Consider the following 19,380-nt stretch of genomic DNA (forward strand, 5'->3'; position numbering starts at 1 on the left):
GGGTTATCGGGTGGGTAGCGGGTAGTCAGCGGGCGGCGGCGTTCAGGCTGGCCAGGTAGGCGCGCCAGCCGCCGAACGTGGTGATGTCGCGCGCGCCGTCCAGGCCGCGCGGTTCGCAGATGAAGCCCTTGACCAGCCGGCCGTCGGCCAGCTCCAGCGTGCCGATGCCCAGCGGCGCGGGAATCTCGGCCACGAACCCGCCGAAGGCCGTCACCGGCACATCCCACAGCTCGACCTCGATGGCGGCCCCGCTTTCCATCTTCACCAGCCCGGGTTTGGGCGGCGTGGTGTTGGCCAGCGCGAAGAGCCGGTAGTCGCCCGCCGTCGCCGTCTTCTCGACAAACACCGCGTGGCGCGACGTCAGTTGATGGTTGAGCGGCATGCCGGTCAGATGCGCGCCCACGACGGCGACGCGCACCGTGTCGGCGGACGGCGCGCCCTCCGTCGCCAGCGCGGGCAGCGGCATGCCCGTCGCGCCCAAAGGCAGCCCCCGCCGCGCCTGCCATTGCTTGCCAAACTGCGCGAGCGCGCGGTCCTGCCACGCCAGGCCGATCAGCGTGATGCCGGACGGCAGCCCATCGGCGCGCATGCCGGCCGGCACCGCCAGCGCGGACAGATCGGCCAGATTGGCGAAGTTGGTGTAGACACCGAGGCGGGAATTGAGCGTCACCGGGTCCGCCTCAAGCTGGGCGATGGTGTAGATGGACGGCGAGGTCGGCACGACCAGCGCGTCAAAGCCTTCCAGCGCACGATGGATCTGGCGGGTGAGTTCGGCGCGCCGGTACTCGGCCTTGAACGCGTCCAGTGCGCTGTAGTTCGCGGCCTGTTCGACAATGCCGCGCACCACCGGATTGATGGCGCCGGGGTTCTCGTTCCACAACGCTTCCACGGCCGCAAAACGTTCGGCGACCCACGGGCCTTGATACAGCAGCGCGGCCAGTTCGCTGAACGGGGCGAAGTCGATCGTTTCAACCTGGGCGCCCTCGGCACGCAGCGCGCGCACTGCGTCGTCAAACACGGCGGCGGCCTGCGCATCGCCAAAGAACTCCAGCGACGCGGGCACGGCCAGACGCGGCGCCTTCGGCCACGGCAGCGCCGCGCCCGCCGGCATGGGACGCGAATACGGATCGGCGTCGTCAAAGCCGCCTGCCACCTGCGCCACCTTGTCGGCGTCATCCACCGTCAGCGCAAAGATCGACACGCAATCGAGCGTGCGGCACGCGGGCACCACGCCCGCGGTGCTAAGCCAGCCCTTGGTCGGCTTGAGCCCGACGATATTGTTGAAGCCGGCCGGCACGCGGCCGGAGCCCGCCGTATCGGTTCCCAGCGAAAACGCCGCGATGCCGCGCGCAACCACCGACGCGGAGCCGGAGCTGGAACCGCCGCTGACGTAGGCCCGATCGAACGTGTTGGCCACGGCGCCGTGCGGCGAGCGCGTGCCCACCAGGCCAGTCGCGAACTGGTCCAGATTGGTCTTGCCGATCAGGATGGCGCCGGCCGCGCGCAGACGCCGCACGACGGTCGCATCTTCCTCGGCCGTGTACGCGAACTCGGGGCACGCCGCGGTCGTGGGCCAGCCCGCCGCATCGATGTTGTCCTTGATGGCGAACGGCACGCCGTACAGCGGCAGGCGCGCGATGTCGCCGCCCGCCGCGGCCAGCAGCAGGCGCAGGCCGTCGAGCTGTTCGTCGAGCTGCACGCGGTCCACGCGACGTATCCAGGCGTTGTCCTCGGCGTCGTCCGGCGCGGCCACGTAGCCGGCCAACAAGCCTTCAGGCTGCGCACCATCACGGTAGGCGGCCTGCCATTGCGCGATCGTCCAACCGGCGGGGTGCTTCTGCGTTGCTGCGGCATTCATGCTGGAATCCTTTCTTGTATACAAGTACGGATTCCCAAGCAAAGTGCGTGCCATGTTGGCCGCGTACGCCGCTTTCCCTCTGACGCGCGGCAAGACCACGCGCCCGCCGGCTTCGCATGCGACGGCCGCCGCGTGCACGCCGCACCGTCATCGCGCGCATCGCGCACCGATTCTGTGCAGACGGCACCGTTCTGATCACGTCCGCGGGGCGCCCCCACTGCCACGCGCCTTCGCGTAAACCCGCCCGCTTCATACAGCAGCCACATGCCTGCCAGAACTTGGCACGCGTTTTGCTTTTGACTCCCTGTGCCACTGCATTTTCAGAACGTTCTCTCGCCGGCCAGGCCGGCACCTTCCATCCAGGAGTCACCATGAAACGCAGACTAGCCCTTAAGCAACTGACCGCCGTGAGCCTGTTGGCCATGACCGGATGGATGCCGCAGGTCCACGCCGCCGAGGACACCATCAAGGTCGGCATCCTGCATTCGCTGTCGGGCACCATGGCCATCTCGGAAACGTCGCTCAAGGACGTGGCCCTGATGACCATCGATGAGATCAACGCCAACGGCGGCGTGATGGGCAAAAAGCTGGAAGCCGTGGTGGTGGACCCCGCCTCGAACTGGCCGCTGTTTGCCGAGAAGTCGCGCCAGCTCCTGTCGCAGGACAAGGTGGCCGTGGTCTTCGGCTGCTGGACATCGGTGTCGCGCAAATCGGTGCTGCCGGTGTTCAAGGAACTGAACGGTCTGCTGTTCTATCCGGTGCAGTACGAAGGCGAAGAGCTGGAAAAGAACGTGTTCTACACGGGCGCCGCGCCCAACCAGCAGGCCATTCCCGCCGTGGAATACCTGATGAGCGAAGACGGCGGCGGCGCCAAGCGCTTCGTGCTGCTGGGCACCGACTACGTCTATCCGCGCACCACCAACAAGATCCTGCGCGCCTTCCTGCATTCCAAGGGCGTGAAGGACAGCGACATCGACGAGGTCTACACCCCGTTCGGCCATTCCGACTACCAGACCATCGTGGCCAACATCAAGAAGTTCGCCACCGGCGGCAAGACGGCCGTGATATCGACCATCAACGGCGACTCGAACGTGCCCTTCTACAAGGAACTGGGCAACGCGGGCCTGAAGGCCACCGACGTGCCGGTCGTGGCGTTCAGCGTGGGCGAAGAAGAATTGCGCGGCGTGGACACCAAGCCGCTGGTCGGCCACCTGGCCGCGTGGAACTACTTCCAGTCCGTCAAGAACCCCGTCAACGACGCGTTCATCGCAAAGTGGAAGGCTTACGCCAAGGCCAAGAACCTGCCCAACGCCAACACGGTCGTGACGAACGATCCGATGGAAGCCACCTACATCGGCATCCATATGTGGAAGCAGGCGGTTGAACAGGCCAGGACCACCGACGTGGACAAGGTCATCGCCGCGATGGGCGGGCAGAAGTTCAACGCGCCGGACGGCTACACGATCGAGATGGACAAGACCAACCACCACCTGCACAAGCCCGTCTACATCGGCGAGATCAAGGCGGACGGCCAGTTCAGCGTGGTGTGGAAGAGCAAGGGCCCGATCCGCGCTCAGCCGTGGAGCCCGTACATCCCGGGCAACGAAGGCAAGCAAGGTCTCTAGTCCCCAGTCTCAACCCGCCCCAAGGAAAAGGCAGCCATGCGCATCGCGGCAATCGCACACTTCTTGCGTCGTTTCCTCCTGGCATGGCTGATCGCCGTGCCGGCGCTGGCCGCGCCCGCGGCCGCCGCCGGCGTGGACCAGGCCCTGCTTGCGCCGCTGGCCGGCGACGACACCGACGCCAGGCTGCAAGCGATTGCCGCGCTGGGCCAACTGCCGGACCCCGGCGCCGCCGCGGTGCTGCAGGCGCTGGGCAACGACCAGCTCTACGCCACCGCGGACGGCCGCGTGCTGATCGGCACCGGCGGGCCGCGCGCCACCGACCCATCCACCGGCGCGGCCGTGGACCTGCCCGCGGACGCGGGCACGATTTCCATCAACAACCGCCTGCGCCGCGCCATCGAGGCCGCGCTGGCGGGATCCCGCCTGTTCTCCGACAACGCCAGCGAACGCCTTGCCGCGGCCCGGCGGCTGCAGCAGACCGGCGACCCCGCGCGCCTGCCCATGCTGGAAAAGGCGCTGGCGGACGAGAAGAACGAGGCTGTGCGCGACGCGCTGCTGATCGCGCAGGCCAATCTGGAACTGAAAAGCGAAGACCCCGCCAAGCGCCGCCACGCGGTGCAGGTGCTGGGCGACACGAAGAATGCGGCCTTCCGGCCCACGCTGGCCGCGCTGACGCAGGAGCGCGACGGCGCCTACGCGGAACCCGACGCCGGCGTGCGCGAGGCGGCCGCCAACGCGGTGAAGCAGATCGACCGGCACCTGGCCACGATCGAATGGGCCGGCAATCTCTTTTACGGCATCAGCCTGGGCAGCGTGCTGCTGCTGGCCGCGCTGGGACTTGCCATCACCTTCGGCCTGATGGGCGTCATCAACATGGCGCACGGCGAGCTGCTGATGATCGGCGCCTACGTCACGTACGTGGTGCAGACCGTGTTCCGCGCCTGGCTGCCGGGCTGGCTGGACTGGTATGTCGTGGCCGCGTTGCCGCTTGCCTTCGTAGTGACGGCGCTGGTGGGCATGGCGCTGGAACGCACGGTGATCCGCTGGCTGTATGGCCGCCCGCTTGAAACGCTGCTGGCCACCTGGGGCATCAGCCTGATGCTGATGCAGGGCGTGCGGTCGCTGTTCGGCGCGCAGAACGTCGAAGTCGGCAATCCCAGCTGGATGTCGGGCGGCGTGACCGTGCTGGGCGGGCTGGTGCTGACCTACAACCGGATCGTCATCATCGGCTTTGCCTTCTTTGTGGTGTTTCTGGTGTGGGCGCTGCTGAACCACACGCGGCTCGGCCTCTTCGTGCGCGCCATCACGCAGAACCGCCGCATGGCCGATTGCGTGGGCGTGCCCACCGGCCGCGTCGACATGCTGGCCTTCGGCCTGGGCTCCGGCATCGCCGGGCTGGCGGGCGTGGCGCTGTCCCAGCTGGGCAACGTGGGACCGGATCTGGGCCGCGGCTACATCGTCGACTCGTTCATGGTGGTGGTGCTGGGCGGTGTGGGCCAGCTTGCCGGCACCGTCATCGCCGCACTCGGCCTGGGCGGCGTGAATAAATTCCTGGAGCCTTACGCGGGAGCTGTCATGGCCAAGATCACCATCCTGGTGCTCATCGTGCTGTTCGTCCAAAAGCGGCCACAAGGCCTGTTCGCCCCCAAGGGCCGGAGCGTCGAATGAAACAGAACGCGCTGACCGACCTCACCCTGCTGGCGCGCCGCCCGATTTTCTCGGGCAAGGTGTGGGCCGCGCTGACCGCAGGCGTCGTCCTGCTGGCCCTCCTGCCGCTGATGAATCTGTGGTTTCCGCCCGGCCACGCGCTGCATGTGTCCGCCTATGCCGTGGCGTTGCTGGGCAAGTTCATGTGCTACGCCATGGCGGCGCTGGCGCTGGATCTGGTGTGGGGCTACGCGGGCATCCTGTCGCTGGGCCACGGCCTGTTCTTTGCGCTGGGCGGCTACGCGCACGGCATGTACCTGATGCGCGCCATCGGCCGCGACGGCGTCTACCAGAGCGACCTGCCGGACTTCATGGTGTTTTTGGACTGGAAGACCTACCCCTGGTACTGGTCGTTCACGGAACACTTCTGGTACGCCATGCTGCTGGTGGTGCTGGTGCCCGGCGTGCTGGCTTTCGTGTTCGGCTACTTTGCCTTCCGCTCGCGCATCAAGGGCGTGTACTTCTCGATCATCACGCAGGCGCTGACTTTTGCCGCGATGCTGCTGTTCTTTCGCAACGACACGGGCTTTGGCGGCAACAACGGTTTTACCGACTTCAAGCGCATCCTGGGCTTTGACATCACCGCGCCGGGCACGCGCGCCACGCTGTACTGGGTGACGCTCGCGGCGCTGGCCGGCGCGCTGATCGTGGCGCGCATGGTCACGCAAAGCAAGCTGGGCCGCGTGCTGACCGCCGTGCGCGACGCCGAAAGCCGCGTGCGGTTCATCGGCTACGATCCGCTGGGCTTCAAGCTGTTCGTGTGGACGCTGTCGGCCGTGCTGTGCGGCATCGCCGGCGCGCTGTACGTGCCGCAGGTCGGCATCATCAATCCCGGCGAGATGTCCACCGAGAACTCCATCGAGATGGTCATCTGGGTGGCAACGGGCGGGCGCGGCACGCTGATCGGTCCCATCATCGGCGCAGGCGCCGTCAACGGCCTGAAGACCTGGTTCACCAGTGTGTTGCCCGAATACTGGCTGTACGCGCTGGGCCTCATCTTCGTGCTGGTGACCCTGTTCCTGCCGACCGGCATCGTCGGTCTTGCCCGCCGCATCGCGGCCCGCATCCAGGAGAAGAAGGCATGACCACCACGCACACCGAATCGGCCATGCTGGACGGCGGCCCGAGCGGCGACGCCGGCTATGGCCGCGTCAGCCCCAAGGGCCTGGACACCAGTCACGGCGCCATCCTGTACCTGGAAGGCATCACGGTCAGCTTCGACGGCTTCAAGGCGCTGAACGACCTGACGCTGGACATCGGCGTGGGCGAGCTGCGCTGCATCATCGGCCCCAACGGCGCGGGCAAGACCACGATGATGGACGTCATCACCGGCAAGACGCGGCCCACGGCGGGCACGGCCTACTTCGGCCAGAGCATCGACCTGACGACGCTGAGCGAGGCGCAGATCGCGCACGCAGGCATCGGCCGCAAGTTCCAGCGCCCCACGGTGTTCGAGCAGCACACCGTATTCGAAAACCTGGAACTGGCGATGAAGACGGACAAGCGCGTGCGCCCCACCCTGTTCTCGCGGCTGTCCAGTGAACAGGCCGACCGCATCGGCGAGACGCTGGATCTGATCCGGCTGCGGCCCGAGGTCTGGCGGCCCGCGGGCCTCTTGTCGCACGGCCAGAAGCAGTGGCTGGAGATCGGCATGCTGCTGATGCAGGAGCCGCAGTTGCTGCTGCTGGACGAACCCGTGGCCGGCATGACCGACGCCGAGACCGAACGCACCGGCGAACTCCTGAACGAACTGCGCGGCCGGCATTCCCTGATGGTGGTGGAACACGACATGGACTTCGTGAACCAGATCGCGGGCGATGGCAAGGTGACGGTGCTGCACGAAGGATCGGTGCTGGCCGAAGGCCCGATGAGCCGCGTGCAGGCCGACCCGCGCGTGATCGAAGTCTATCTGGGGCGCTGAACATGCTGGACGTAAGCACGATCGACCAATACTACGGCGGCAGCCACACCTTGCGCGGCGTGTCGCTGTCGGTGCGGCAAGGCGAATGCCTGGCGCTCCTGGGCCGCAATGGCGTGGGCAAGACCACCCTGCTCAAGTGCGTGATGGGCGTGCTGCCCGTGGCGCGCGGCGGCATCGCCTTCGACGGCGCCGACATCACCCGCCTGGCGCCGCACCAGCGCGCCGCGCGCGGCATGGCTTACGTGCCACAGGGCCGCGACATCTTCGCGCGGCTTACTGTTGAAGAAAACATCCTGATGGGCATGGCGACCAAGCCCGCGGCCCGCGCCCGCCGCATCAAGGAAGAAGTCTTCGAGCTGTTCCCGGTGCTGAAAAGCATGCTGTCGCGGCGCGGCGGCGATCTGTCCGGCGGGCAGCAACAGCAGTTGGCCATCGCGCGGGCGCTGGTGGCCGAGCCGAAACTCATCATCCTGGACGAACCCACCGAAGGCATCCAGCCGTCCATCATCAAGGACATCGCGCGGGTTATTCACATGCTGCGCCAGCGCGGCGACATCGCGATCCTGTTGTGCGAACAGTATTTCGATTTTGCGCGCGAGTTGGCGGATCAGTTCGTGGTGCTGTCGCGCGGTGAAGTGGTGGCAAGCGGCGGGCGCGATGCCATTGACGGCGAGGACGTGCGGCGTCATCTGTCGGTGTGATGGGTGGCGCGGGGCCACGGTACGGCGCCGCGAATGGACTATGCTCCGGTTTTGCATTGCGCCACACCCAAAACAGGAGCCCTCATGTCCGACGTCACCATCTATCACAACCCCAAATGCGGCACCTCGCGCAACACGCTGGGCCTGATCCGCAATGCCGGCATCGAGCCGCAGGTCGTGCTGTACGTGGAAACGCCGCCCTCGCGCGACACGCTCAAGGCGCTGTTCAAGCAGGCTGGCATCAGCGTGCGCGACGCGCTGCGCGAAAAGGGCACGCCCTATGCGGAACTGGGCCTGGACGACACGTCGCTGTCGGATGACGCGCTGCTGGACGCGATCGAGCAGCATCCGATCCTCCTGAACCGCCCCTTTGTGTCGACGCCGCTGGGCGCGAAGCTGTGCCGGCCGTGCGAGCTGGTGCTGGACATTCTTCCGTCGCCGCAGAAGGGTGCCTTTTCGAAGGAAAGCGGCGAGCCGGTTATCGACGCGCAGGGCAATCGCATCCAGAAATAGACGCGGGCGCGCTCGCGCCACCGCAGCCTCCCGTCCTGGCTGCAGTTAGTTAAGGCTCAACGATCGGGCCAGCTTTGGCCCGGCCGAGCCAAAGCTGGCCCGATCTTTATTTGTTTGTTTTCAATCGCTTAAAAGAATCCGGGTCATAGTTGGCCCGAAAAACCATCAAAAAAAACACTTCTCGCCATTTTGGGCGATTCGAGAGCGGCGGGATTCGCGGCGAGACATCGCTAAGCGGTTGATAAGAAAGCACAAATTTCGACGTGCGACCACGCTGGCACGGAGATTGCATTAGACCAATGCTGCTCCGGAGCCTGCCATGCCAACCCAATCCAATCTGCGCTTCACATTTGCCATCGGCGACGAATCCTTCGAAGTCGTTCAATTCACGCTGCAGGAGGGGCTTTCCGAGACCTTCCTGCTGGAAGTGGACCTGGCCAGCGCCAACGCCGCCATCGACTTCGGCACGGTGCTGGACCGCGCCGCGTTGCTCACGATCTGGCACGGCTCCATGCCCGTGCGCTACGTGCACGGCGCCGTCTCGTCGTTCGTCCAAGGCGACACGGGCTTTCGCCGCACGCGCTACACGGCCATCGTCGAGCCGCGTCTGGCGCGCCTCAAGCTCAGTTCCGATTGGCGCATCTTTCAGTCGGTCACTGTTCCGCAGATCGCCGAGGCGGTGCTCAAGGCGCATGGTCTGACCCAGGATTACGAGCAACGCGGCACCACCGAGCATCAGGCGCGCGAATACTGCGTGCAGGCCGGCGACACCGATTACCACTTCGTCGAGCGCATCATGCGCGAGGAAGGCTTCTTCTATTCCTTCCGCCATAGCGCGGAGGGCCATCAATTGGTCCACAGCGACCGCCTGTTCATCCATGGCCGCGTCGGTGATGAGCCGGTGCAGTACAACCCCATCCCCGGTGGCGACCAACCGCAGCCCGCGTTGCGGCGATTCGCCTATTCGGAAAACGTGCGAACCGCGCGTCAGACGCAGCGCGACTACACCTTTCACCATCCCCGCTACACCCACCAGCATAGCCGCGACGGGCAAGACCTTGACCATCAGGGCCGCCGCTACGAACGCTACGACTATCCTGCGCGCGCCAAGTTCGACGAGGCCGGCAGGTCCTTTACCGATAACCGCCTACGCGGGCACCGGCGCGACGCGCGTATTGCGTTGGTCGAAGGCGATGACCCGCGACTGCAGCCGGGAATCTCCTTCACGCTGGCCGGTCATCCACGCGAAGACCTGAACCGCGGCTGGCGCCCGGTCCGCATCATTCACCGAGGTACGCAACACACCAGCCAGGCCGAGGAAAGCGCGGAGGCCGCGCTGGGCACCCACTACCAGTACGAGGCCGAGCTGGTCCCGGACGACGCCGAGTGGCGCGCGGAGCCGCTGCCTAGACCAACCCTTGACGGACCGCAGAACGCGGTCGTCGTCGGCCCGCCCAACGAAGAGATCTATACCGATGAGTATGGCCGGGTGAAGGTCCAGTTCCCGTGGGACCGCCTGGGCAAAGAGGACGAGTTCAGCTCCTGCTGGATCCGCGTCTCGCAGAACATCGCCGGGGCGACGTGGGGCCACATCGCCATCCCCCGCATTGGGCAAGAGGTCATCGTGTCGTATTTCGACGGCGACCCCGACCAGCCCGTGATCACCGGCCGCGTCTACAACCGCCTGCAGTTGCCGCCCTACGAACTGCCGCGCCACAAGACGCGGATGACGATCAAGAGCAAGACGCACAAGGGCGAAGGGTTCAACGAACTGCGCTTCGAGGACGAGAAGGACCAGGAAGAGATCTACGTCCACGCGCAGAAGGACCAGAACATCCACGTCAACAACGACGAAACCACGTTTGTGGGACATGACCGCAGCGAGCAGGTTGAAAACGATGAAACCATCACCATCGGCCACGACCGCAAGGAGACGGTGGGCAATGACGAGCAGGTGAACATCGGCCAGGATCGGCGGCACGACATCGGTCGCGATGACTTTCTGACGGTGGGGCGTAACCACACCATCTACACCGCCAAGGACCGCACCGAAGAGGTGAGCAACAACCGCCGCGACAAGACCGCGGCAAATCATTGGGTGAACATCGGCGGGCACCAGGAGCAGACCATCGAGGGCCACGCGACCTTGCAGACGGGCCAGGCGATTCGCCAGCGCTCCCGCGTCGTCCAGTTGCAGGCGGGCGAGGTCTTTCGTCTGCGCGGCCCGGGCGGAACCATCACCTTGCAGGACGGCGGCATCACGCTCGATGGCGTCGCCGTCGTCCTCAAAGGGTCCATATCGCAGCAAGGCGGCGGCAAAGGCAACTCGCTCTCGATCGCCGGCACCCCGGATGAAGCACCACCCGCCCAAGAAAGCTGGCTGTGGCAGTTCACGCGTTGATTTTGCAGGAGCACGTCATAGATGTCGGACACGACGAAACCCACTTCTCGAATGGGCTACCCGTTCAAGGCAAAGGACGGCAAACCGTTTGCGGACACGCAGCCGGTGTATGAAGGGTTGGCGCTCGCCCAGGGCGGCCACTTCCCCCTGGGCAGCAACGGCCATTTCCATGGCGGGATCCACTTCGACCGCGCGACCGCTAACGTCTTTGCCATCGATGACGGTGCGCAGTGCCTGGCAGACGGAGAAATCGTCGCCTACCGGCTGGACAGTAAATACCCGGACGCAACGCTCACGGCCGCCGAATGCGCCGTCGAATCCTCAAAAGACAAGGCGGTTTTAAGGCCATACTCCACAGGCTTCGTGCTTGTCCGGCACCGCCTGCAAGCGCCGGCTCTGCCGGCGCCGGCCAAACAAGATGCAGCCGCGCAGGTCAGCACCAAGCAGGATTACGGAACACGGCTGGCGACCCGCGCCAATGGTCCCTCCGTCGGCTGGCTGCCAGTCCATGCGCGTGTGGCCCTGCTGGATATGCAGGACGGCTGGATCAAGGTGCGCGTCCTGCCGCCGTCCACCGCCACATGGACAAATGCGCCGGTGGACGAACCTTGGCTACCTGGCTACAGCCTGGATACGGTGCCGGCCCGCCTGCCCAACCGATGGTTTAGCGACGGGCCGCTGACGGCTACCGTCGTGCTGCCCAGCCAACCGCGTCCAGCCAACCCGTCTGGCGCGACGGCCGCGCAAAGCCCACCACCGCCCGCCGCGCCTTCCTTGACCCTGTATAGCCTGTACATGCACCTGGCCGACGGCGCCAGCTACGCCGCGGCGCCCAACCGCCCCAAGCCGAAGTGGTGGCCGAAAAAGCAATACCTGGTTCGTCAAACGCCGAACAAGTGGACCTTGCAAGGCAAGCAGATCGGCGGCCTTATGGTGAGGTCAGCCCCTGTCAGCAAACAACAGAATGAACTTGGAATTCTGGTTCACGGCTCTGTACTGGAAGTCGAGGCTGTTGCTGGCAACGACAAGTGGGTCACCGTCAAACGCATTATTAAAGGTGGCATCGCCACCAAACCGGCAGGCACGCAGATCACCAGCCTGGACACAACAGGCTTCGTCTTTCTGAAGGAACTGGACGAACTCCGCGCGCCTGCGTCGCTCGACAGTATCGAAACGCCCTCCCCGCCCATTCCCATCAATATGGGCGACCTGATCGGGCATATGGGTGAGCAAGTTTCCAGCAACGAAGCGCTGATCGCGGAGCAGCCCACCTCGCGCCCGACCCTGCATCTGGAAGTGTTCAGCGGCCAGGACGTCCCGCAGTTTCTACGCGATTGCCGGAAACACGCGGACAAACTGGCGGAGCGGCACTGGACGCTGCTGCGGTTGCGCAAGGACGATCAGATCAAGGGTGAACCCAAGGACAGCGCCCCTGTGGTCGTCACCATGGGTAGCGATTGGACGATCGCCGTGACGCGCGAAACACCCCTGAAAAACGACGACAAGGGCCAACGCTGGGTGAACGTAAAGGTTCATGCAGCCGATGGCTCACCCGTCGTTGGCTGGGCGAAAGACAAGGACCGCCGGTGCACGCCTTGGCATTGGCCGGAGTTTGAAGTGGTGGATGCGGCCAGCAATGACGCGGGGACGTGGTGGGAAGGAACGGCTGCGGCGTTTGTTGATTATCTGCGAGGGGGTACCCGGCCGCCGGAAAGTCCTTTCTTCACAGCGGTTCGCCGGTTGGCCGGGATGGATGATGACGGGGAACTGGATGAAAAGACACTGGATGCGGCATTGAGGGACAGGAATGCCTCCCGACGACTTGGCGGTTTGATCGCTTATCACACCAGCGAATGGTTTGTGCCTTCGTGGGCCAGTAAGTTCGGCGTGATATCTGAAGTCGCGATGGGGTTGGGGAAGTGGGCAATGGAGAACGTGAGAGCAGAGAAGAACTGCGTGATGCGGCTGCGGTGGTGGAGTGATGTAGCGGATGCAGGTTTGCCCGATGACGCGAAGATTTATCACTTTCATGGGGCAGGGCTCGTAAACATATTCTCAAAATCGGGAACCAACCGCGTGACTGTACCAATGCTGCAAAGCATATTTCCGCATGCGCCGGCTTCCAGATTGGCCGTAATAGCCGAGGGAGTAAATGAAAATCTCGACGCAGGAAAACTTGACAGTGAATTTCGCCTATGCCACTTCTTTGGTCAAGTTAAACAAGAAATAGGCACAAGCGCATCATTTCGCGAAAACCTGAACTACTCTTCGGATGGTCTATTTAACAGTAGGCTGGGCTACTACAGAGGAAATAGAGAAAGATCAGATCAAGATGCGAAAAACGAAGAAGCGATAGCAAACAACGCCTACGCCGATAAGCATAGGCCGGCCGGATACAAACTCGGAAACACTGAACCGGGCGACGGTTGGCTTTACCGCGGCCGAGGATTAAAGCAATTGACGGGGCGCACCAATTACAAGAATTTCAGCGCTTCCCATCAGCGGATCTGGGGAGGAAACGTTGATTTTGAGAAGTATCCCGATAAGGTAAGCGAACCCATATACGCAGTTCGCTCCGCCCTTGTGTTCTGGCTAGATAATCGCCTGTACGTACATGCTGATAGTGGAATCGGCGACGATGCTATTGATAAAGTCACAAAAATCATAAATGAAGGAACTGACAGCTATGAAGATCGCCGGAAACATGTCAAAGAATGTTGGGTGAACCGCACATTCCGGGATGTATTTTCTGAATTTTCTAATAATCACAAGTGAAACCTTCTGGAGTCGGATCATGAACTCACTCAAATTCGCGGTTGCGTTGCTTGCTGCGCTGCCGTTTACCTCACTAGCGGAATATGCAATACCGTCTAACGCAGAGCTGTTCATGCGCGAAATGACGGGCCGGCCCATGACTGTCAAAAAAGGCAACTATGCGTTTACTATCGAAAACGCCTCATCGACCCGGGGGAAAGCAATCGAAGCAAAACTGATGGGCAAGTCAATATTAAAAATCACGAATGACGACCCGAACCTGGAAAATACAGAAAGATTGTTTGCAGTAGAGAGTCATGGCTGCAATGAAAACACCATCGATCTGGTAATACAGACAGGCCCCAGAAAAAACGATGACATCATCACCAGGAGTTACTACCGATATGTATTCTCGATAGATTTAAAATCCATAGTTGCCGAATTTTATGATCCAAGCGTTCTCGCACTCAACGCAGTTCTACCAATACAAACAGTCGAAGGCATTCCATCCCCCGAAGACGGCAAGAAAATAGTTTGCAAAGACGACATACCTGTAGTTGTCTCCCTGCCAGAAGGGCGTTAATTCGGTTTTCCCGCCAACACCGGGACACGAGAGCGGGTCAAGATTCAAACCGCAGGACCCCCTCAGTCTTTTTTGCAAGGAAACTGAAGGGAAGTCCGTCTACCATCGCAGCAATCAAATTATTACGTTGCGATGACGTGTCATGGATTTCCTGGAAAGCTTCAACCAGTCCCTTTTTCTTCTGATCAACGCCGACCCCGCCGCGCCGGTCTGGCAGATTCACGCCGCCATGCTGGTGGCGAACAAGCTCATCCTGCTGGTTCCGGGCGTCATGGCCGCCGTGTGGCTGTGGGGCAAGGAAGCCCAGCGCAGCCTGATGCTCAAGGCGCTGGCCAGCATCGCCGTGGCGCTGGCCGCCAGCTACCTGTGCGGCGTGCTGTGGCCGCATCCGCGGCCGTTCGCGATCAACCTGGGACACGCCTTCTTCACGCACAAGGCGACGTCGTCCTTTCCCAGCAATCACACGATCATCATCGCGACCTTCGCCTTTGCGCTGATCCTGGATCGGCGGTGGGCGGGGTGGGGCTGGCTGGCGTTGGCAGGCGCCGTGCTCGTGGGAACGTCCCGCGTCTATCTGGGCGTGCATTTCCCCCTGGATATCGCCGGCGGATTGTTGCTGGCGCCCGTGGCTGCCGCAGTCACGATTCCCATGTGGCGCCGTGCGGGCGTCCCCTTGACTGCCGTGACTCAGGGCTTATATCGCAAGGTGCTGGCCCTGCCGATTGCGCGAGGATGGATTCGGGCCTGACGGTGGACGCAACGCCTGGAGCGGCAGCGGCCACGAAGGCCGCGCCCTTCCCCGCCCGGCTGTCTCAATTCACCGCGACCTTCGCTTCCTTGACCAGCTTCGCGTAATTCGCGGTATCGGCGCCAATGCGCGCCTGCATTTCCGCGGGCGTGTCGCCGATCGGCACCGCGCCGATCTCCGCCATCCGGCGCGTGAAGTCCGGCGAACGGATGATCTTCACCATCTCGGCATTCAACCGGTCCACCACCTCCTTGGGCGCGGCGGCCGGCGCCAGCACGCCGAACCACGTGCCCATGTTGAAGGGCTTCAGACCCGCCTCTTCCATCGTCGGCACATCCGGCAGCGCGGCTGAACGCTGGTTGGTGGTGACGGCCAGCGCGCGCAGCTTGCCGCTCTGGATGTGCGCGAGCACCGGCGTGATCGTGTCGAACGACATGTCGATCTGGCCGCCCAGCAGATCGGTCGTCAGCGGACCGCTACCCTTGTACGGCACATGCAGCAACTGCACATTGCCCGCGCGCTCGAACTGGGCGCCGATCAGGTGCTGGCCCGTGCCCATGCCGTTGGAGCCGTAGGTCAGCTTGCCGGGCGACGCCTGCGCCAGCTTCAACAGCGACGCCACGTCCTTGGCCGGCAGCTTCGGATTGACGACCAGCACATTGGGCACGAGCGCCACCGTGGTGACCGGCGCAAAGTCCTTCTGGAAGTCGTAGTGCAGGCTCTTGTAGACGCTGGTGGCGATGGTGTGATGCACCGCGCCCATCAGCAACGTGTAACCGTCCGGCGCGGCCTTGGCGACATAATCCGCGCCCAGTGTCGAACCGGCGCCGGGCTTGTTCTCGACCACCACCGGCTGGCCCAGGCTCTTGGCCAGCTCCTGTCCCAGCGCGCGAGCCAGCACATCAGTCGTGCCGCCGGCCGGAAACGGCACGATCAAGCTCACGGGCCGCGCCGGATAGGACTGCGCCTGCGCGCCGCCCGCGAATGAAACGCCGATCAGGCAAGCGAACGCCAGGGCGCGCGCGGTCATCGCTTTCTTATGCATGATTTGTCTCCTGACTACGAATGAACTTCGCTTGTTGTTGTGATGCCGGGCGCAGGGGTCGGATCTGATGTCCGCGTACCTGACCGGTTGTCCCGAAGACGTAAGACGGATTCGGGTGTCTGACACCGGAAACCGTCCTACATCAAGGGGGGGTGTCTGACACCGGAATCCGTCCTACGCCGCCTTGGCCTGCGCCGATTCCGCCAGCTTTGCGCAGACCGCATTTGTCACCTGCTCGGTCGTGGCGCGGCCGCCCAGGTCGCCCGTATGCAGCGCGGGATCGGCGGTGACGCTTTCGATGGCCTGCATCAGCCGTGCCGCCGCCTCGGTTTCGCCCAGGTGTTTCAGCAGCATCACCACCGACCAGAACGTCCCGACCGGATTGGCGAGTCCCTTGCCCATGATGTCGAAGGCGGAGCCGTGGATGGGTTCGAACATCGACGGGTAGCGGCGTTCGGGATCGATGTTGCCGGTGGGTGCGATGCCCAGGCTGCCGGCCAGCGCGGCCGCCAGGTCGCTCAGGATGTCGGCATGCAGGTTGGTGGCGACGATGGTGTCCAGCGTCGCGGGCCGGTTGACCATGCGCGCGGTGGCGGCGTCGACCAGTTCCTTGTCCCAGGTCACGTCAGGGAATTCGCGGCTGACCTGCACGGCGATTTCGTCCCACATCACCATGGCGTGGCGTTGCGCGTTGGACTTGGTGACGACCGTCAGCAGCTTGCGCGGCCGCGACTGCGCCAACTTGAACGCGAATCGCAGGATGCGCTCGACGCCGGCGCGCGTCATGATCGACACGTCGGTCGCGGCCTCGATGGGATGGCCTTGATGCACGCGGCCGCCGACGCCCGAGTATTCGCCTTCGGAGTTCTCGCGCACGATCACCCAGTTCAGTTGCTCGGGCGTGCAGCGCTTGAGCGGGGCATCGATGCCCGGCAGGATGCGCGTGGGACGCACGTTGGCGTACTGGTCGAAACCCTGGCAGATCTTCAGGCGCAGGCCCCACAAGGTGATGTGGTCGGCAATGTCGGGATCGCCGGCCGAGCCGAACAGGATCGCGTCCTTGTCGCGCAGCGCGTCCAGGCCGTCGGCTGGCATCATGACGCCGTGCTTGCGGTAGTAGTCGCCGCCCCAGTCGAAGTCTTGAAATTCGAACCGCAGGCCGCCCTGGGCCGCGAGTTCCTGCATGACGCGCTGGCCGGCGGGAATCACTTCCTTGCCGATGCCGTCGCCGGGGATGGTTGCAATGCGATAGGTCTTCATGGTGCCAGCGCTCCGTGCGGATGAGTCTGCTGGCACTGTACCGAGCGCGGCGCGCGGCGCACGCGCCCAAATTCACAACATTTTCAACCTGTAGTTGAAAGTGCGGCATCGGCGCCAAGCGTCGGCTGCGCGGCGCGCCAGGCCGCCTCGTGCGCCAGCAGCCAGCGCTTGCGGTGCAGACCGCCGCCGTAGCCGGTCAGCGCGGCGTTGGCGCCGATCACGCGATGGCAAGGGATGACGATGCCCACGGGATTGGCGCCATTGGCCAGCCCGACCGCGCGCACGGCCGTGGGGCGCGCAATCCGCGCCGCGAGCGTGCCGTAACTGACGGTGCAGCCGCCGTCGATGCCGCGCAGCGCATGCCACACCTGCTGCTGGAATGGCGTGCCGCCGAAGGCGACCGGAAGTTCCGCGATGGCGTTCACGTCGCCGTCGAAATACGCTTGCAGCGCGCGGCTTGCCTGCGAGGGCTGCGAAGCGTCCTGCAGTTGCACCGCGCCGCGGCCATACTGCCGCTGCAGCAGCAGATGCATGCGGGGTTCGTAGTCGTCCCAGTCCACGGCGCGCAGGCGGTCTTGCGCATCCGTCAGCACGAGCATCCGGCCAATGGGCGTGGGCACGCGTTCCAGCAAAAAAGTGTGTACCGGCATGATGTCGCTCCGGATAGGTGTGCAAGCCGCCAATATAGACCCGCCGCCGGACCGGGCGCTGGCGGTTTTCGGACAGCAGTGTGACATTCACAACCCTGTCCGAAAACCGCTAGATCTCGCCCGCCCGGCGGCGTTAGCATCGCTTCATGAACCTGAACCACGATGCCTGCTACAGCGCCATCCAGGTGCGCGACGCCCGCTACGACGGCCGCTTCTTCACGGCCGTCAAGACCACGCGGATCTATTGCCGCCCGGTCTGTCCGGCGCGCACGCCCCTGTCGAAAAACGTCCTGTTCTTCTCGACGGCCGCAGCCGCGCAGGAGGCCGGTTTCCACCCGTGCCTGCGCTGCCGCCCGGAAACGGCGCCGGAGGTCGGCCCCGGCCACGAGTTGCCGCCCACCGTGGCGCGCGCGTTGCAGCGTATCGAGCTGGGCGCGCTGGACGAGGCCGGCGTCGACGCGCTGGCGCAGCGCCTGGGCGTGGGCGAACGGCAGTTGCGCCGCCAGTTCCGTCAGCACCTGGGCGCCTCGCCCGTCGCATTCGCGCAGACGCGGCGCGTGCTGCTGGCCAAGCAGCTCATCCATGAAACGCAGCTGCCCATGGCCGAGATCGCCTTTGCCGCGGGCTTCGGCAGCATCCGCCGGTTCAACGAGGTGTTTCTGGACCTGTTCGGCCGCGCGCCCGGCGACCTGCGGCGTTCGGGCAAGCCGGAGGTGCCGGCGGGCCAGGACGGGGAAATCAAGCTGCTCCTGCGCTACCGCCCGCCCTACGACTGGGACGCGATGCTGGCCTTCCTGCGGCTGCGCGCCATCCCCGGCATCGAGTCCGTGACCGACGACACCTATGCGCGCACCGTCAGCCTGGACGGCGTGCAGGGCACGGTCACGGTCCGGCCGGGCACGGGCGACGCGCTGCAGGTGACGGTACGTTTTCCTCGCCTGCAATCGCTGCCGGCAATCATCGCGCGTTTGCGCCGCGTGTTCGACCTGGCCAGCGACCCGGCGGCCATCGCGGCGCAGTTTGCCGCGGATCCGGTCATGACGGCGCTGATGCAGGCGCGGCCGGGGCTGCGCGTGCCGGGCGCGTGGGACGGGTTTGAATTGGCCATGCGGGCGGTGCTGGGACAGCAGATCACGGTGGCCGCTGCCATCCGGCTGGCAGGCAAGCTGGTCGCGGCGCACGGCAAGCCGCTGGCGCAGCCGGACGGCGCGCTGACGCACGTGTTTCCCGAGCCGGATGTGGTGGCCGCCGCCGAGCTGGCGTCGCTGGGCATGCCGCGCAGCCGCGCCGCGACGCTGTCCGCCGTGGCTGCGGCTGCCGTCGCGGACCCGCATCTCTTTGACGACGCCGCCGATCTGGAAGACGCCGTGCGGCGGCTGCGCACGATACGGGGCGTGGGGGAATGGACCGCGCAATACATCGCGCTGCGGCAGTTGCGCGAGCCGGATGCGTTTCCACACGCGGATATCGGCCTGATCCGCGCGCTGGAAAAACTGGAGTCGCGGCCCTACACGCCCGCACAGCTACTGGCGCGGTCCGAGGGCTGGCGGCCTTGGCGCTCCTACGCGGCGCAGCACCTGTGGACGGCGTGACCGCAGCCGAACGACGGCATCG

15 protein-coding genes are annotated in these 19,380 nt (G+C 64.6%); 11 read left to right on the top strand and 4 right to left on the bottom strand.

All coding sequences use genetic code 11. The features are described 5' to 3' along the window. Positions 1–25: 25 nt before the first annotated feature. Entirely contained in the window at positions 26–1,858 is a 1,833-nt protein-coding gene (atzF, locus tag CLM73_RS22280) for an allophanate hydrolase (RefSeq protein ID WP_105240277.1), read from the bottom strand. Between the two features lie 371 nt (positions 1,859–2,229). Here atzF and urtA point away from each other — a divergent pair, with 371 nt between their 5' ends. The 10 genes from urtA to CLM73_RS22325 all read left to right on the top strand — a co-directional run bounded on the left by urtA (position 2,230) and on the right by CLM73_RS22325 (position 14,811). Beyond that, the gene (gene urtA, locus CLM73_RS22285; RefSeq protein ID WP_056326460.1) at positions 2,230–3,483 is read left to right on the top strand and encodes an urea ABC transporter substrate-binding protein; all 1,254 of its coding nucleotides are present in this window, start codon (positions 2,230–2,232) and stop codon (positions 3,481–3,483) included. 36 nt (positions 3,484–3,519) lie between these two features. After that, on the top strand, positions 3,520–5,151 hold the full coding sequence (urtB, locus tag CLM73_RS22290) for an urea ABC transporter permease subunit UrtB (RefSeq protein WP_105240278.1): 1,632 nt from the start codon (positions 3,520–3,522) through the stop codon (positions 5,149–5,151). After that, positions 5,148–6,275: an urea ABC transporter permease subunit UrtC gene (urtC, locus tag CLM73_RS22295; protein ID WP_105240279.1), complete on the top strand. Its 1,128-nt coding sequence runs from the start codon at positions 5,148–5,150 to the stop codon at positions 6,273–6,275. The genes urtB and urtC overlap by 4 nt, the downstream gene beginning before the upstream one ends. Further along, positions 6,272–7,111: an urea ABC transporter ATP-binding protein UrtD gene (gene urtD / locus CLM73_RS22300; RefSeq protein ID WP_105240280.1), complete on the top strand. Its 840-nt coding sequence runs from the start codon at positions 6,272–6,274 to the stop codon at positions 7,109–7,111. The genes urtC and urtD overlap by 4 nt, the downstream gene beginning before the upstream one ends. 2 nt (positions 7,112–7,113) lie before the next feature. Next, positions 7,114–7,812, top strand: a complete 699-nt coding sequence (gene urtE / locus CLM73_RS22305; RefSeq protein ID WP_056571844.1) for an urea ABC transporter ATP-binding subunit UrtE — start codon at positions 7,114–7,116, stop codon at positions 7,810–7,812. Positions 7,813–7,896: 84 nt separating this feature from the next. After that, positions 7,897–8,325 (top strand): arsenate reductase (glutaredoxin), encoded by a 429-nt coding sequence (gene arsC, locus CLM73_RS22310; protein WP_056571847.1) that lies wholly within the window; start codon positions 7,897–7,899, stop codon positions 8,323–8,325. Positions 8,326–8,644: 319 nt separating this feature from the next. Next, positions 8,645–10,726: a type VI secretion system Vgr family protein gene (locus CLM73_RS22315; protein ID WP_105240281.1), complete on the top strand. Its 2,082-nt coding sequence runs from the start codon at positions 8,645–8,647 to the stop codon at positions 10,724–10,726. Positions 10,727–10,747: 21 nt separating this feature from the next. Continuing rightward, a complete protein-coding gene (locus tag CLM73_RS22320) occupies positions 10,748–13,501 on the top strand; it encodes a glycoside hydrolase family 19 protein (protein ID WP_105240282.1) in 2,754 nt (917 codons plus the stop codon). Between the two features lie 19 nt (positions 13,502–13,520). Further along, positions 13,521–14,063, top strand: coding sequence for a hypothetical protein (locus CLM73_RS29010; protein WP_158685914.1), 543 nt, complete (start codon positions 13,521–13,523; stop codon positions 14,061–14,063). A 142-nt stretch (positions 14,064–14,205) separates the two neighbouring features. Next, complete coding sequence (locus CLM73_RS22325; RefSeq protein ID WP_105240283.1) at positions 14,206–14,811, top strand: phosphatase PAP2 family protein; 606 nt, start codon at positions 14,206–14,208, stop codon at positions 14,809–14,811. Between the two features lie 64 nt (positions 14,812–14,875). Here the strand turns inward: CLM73_RS22325 and CLM73_RS22330 are convergent, their stop codons facing one another. The 3 genes from CLM73_RS22330 to CLM73_RS22340 form a co-directional block, all read right to left on the bottom strand. After that, positions 14,876–15,856 carry a Bug family tripartite tricarboxylate transporter substrate binding protein gene (locus CLM73_RS22330; RefSeq protein ID WP_105240284.1) on the bottom strand — a complete coding sequence of 327 codons (981 nt, stop codon included), beginning with the start codon at positions 15,854–15,856 and terminating at the stop codon, positions 14,876–14,878. A gap of 174 nt (positions 15,857–16,030) precedes the next feature. Continuing rightward, a complete protein-coding gene (locus CLM73_RS22335) occupies positions 16,031–17,116 on the bottom strand; it encodes a tartrate dehydrogenase (protein ID WP_105240285.1) in 1,086 nt (361 codons plus the stop codon). Between the two features lie 83 nt (positions 17,117–17,199). Then, positions 17,200–17,766 carry a methylated-DNA--[protein]-cysteine S-methyltransferase gene (locus CLM73_RS22340; protein WP_105240286.1) on the bottom strand — a complete coding sequence of 189 codons (567 nt, stop codon included), beginning with the start codon at positions 17,764–17,766 and terminating at the stop codon, positions 17,200–17,202. A 146-nt stretch (positions 17,767–17,912) separates the two neighbouring features. Between CLM73_RS22340 and CLM73_RS22345 the strand changes: the two genes are divergently transcribed. After that, positions 17,913–19,358 (top strand): AlkA N-terminal domain-containing protein, encoded by a 1,446-nt coding sequence (locus tag CLM73_RS22345; protein WP_105240287.1) that lies wholly within the window; start codon positions 17,913–17,915, stop codon positions 19,356–19,358. Positions 19,359–19,380 lie beyond the last annotated feature (22 nt).

This window comes from Achromobacter spanius (assembly GCF_002966795.1).
GTDB classification, from domain to species: domain Bacteria; phylum Pseudomonadota; class Gammaproteobacteria; order Burkholderiales; family Burkholderiaceae_B; genus Achromobacter; species Achromobacter spanius_D.

Coding starts and splice junctions, on each gene's coding strand:
- CLM73_RS22340 (WP_105240286.1), bottom strand. CDS start 17,766: ATGCCGGTACACACTTTTTTGCTGGAACGCGTGCCCACGCCCATTGGC.
- arsC (WP_056571847.1), top strand. CDS start 7,897: ATGTCCGACGTCACCATCTATCACAACCCCAAATGCGGCACCTCGCGC.
- urtA (WP_056326460.1), top strand. CDS start 2,230: ATGAAACGCAGACTAGCCCTTAAGCAACTGACCGCCGTGAGCCTGTTG.
- urtE (WP_056571844.1), top strand. CDS start 7,114: ATGCTGGACGTAAGCACGATCGACCAATACTACGGCGGCAGCCACACC.
- CLM73_RS22345 (WP_105240287.1), top strand. CDS start 17,913: ATGAACCTGAACCACGATGCCTGCTACAGCGCCATCCAGGTGCGCGAC.
- CLM73_RS22315 (WP_105240281.1), top strand. CDS start 8,645: ATGCCAACCCAATCCAATCTGCGCTTCACATTTGCCATCGGCGACGAA.
- CLM73_RS22320 (WP_105240282.1), top strand. CDS start 10,748: ATGTCGGACACGACGAAACCCACTTCTCGAATGGGCTACCCGTTCAAG.
- CLM73_RS22330 (WP_105240284.1), bottom strand. CDS start 15,856: ATGCATAAGAAAGCGATGACCGCGCGCGCCCTGGCGTTCGCTTGCCTG.
- CLM73_RS22335 (WP_105240285.1), bottom strand. CDS start 17,116: ATGAAGACCTATCGCATTGCAACCATCCCCGGCGACGGCATCGGCAAG.
- atzF (WP_105240277.1), bottom strand. CDS start 1,858: ATGAATGCCGCAGCAACGCAGAAGCACCCCGCCGGTTGGACGATCGCG.
- urtC (WP_105240279.1), top strand. CDS start 5,148: ATGAAACAGAACGCGCTGACCGACCTCACCCTGCTGGCGCGCCGCCCG.
- urtD (WP_105240280.1), top strand. CDS start 6,272: ATGACCACCACGCACACCGAATCGGCCATGCTGGACGGCGGCCCGAGC.
- CLM73_RS22325 (WP_105240283.1), top strand. CDS start 14,206: ATGGATTTCCTGGAAAGCTTCAACCAGTCCCTTTTTCTTCTGATCAAC.
- CLM73_RS29010 (WP_158685914.1), top strand. CDS start 13,521: ATGAACTCACTCAAATTCGCGGTTGCGTTGCTTGCTGCGCTGCCGTTT.
- urtB (WP_105240278.1), top strand. CDS start 3,520: ATGCGCATCGCGGCAATCGCACACTTCTTGCGTCGTTTCCTCCTGGCA.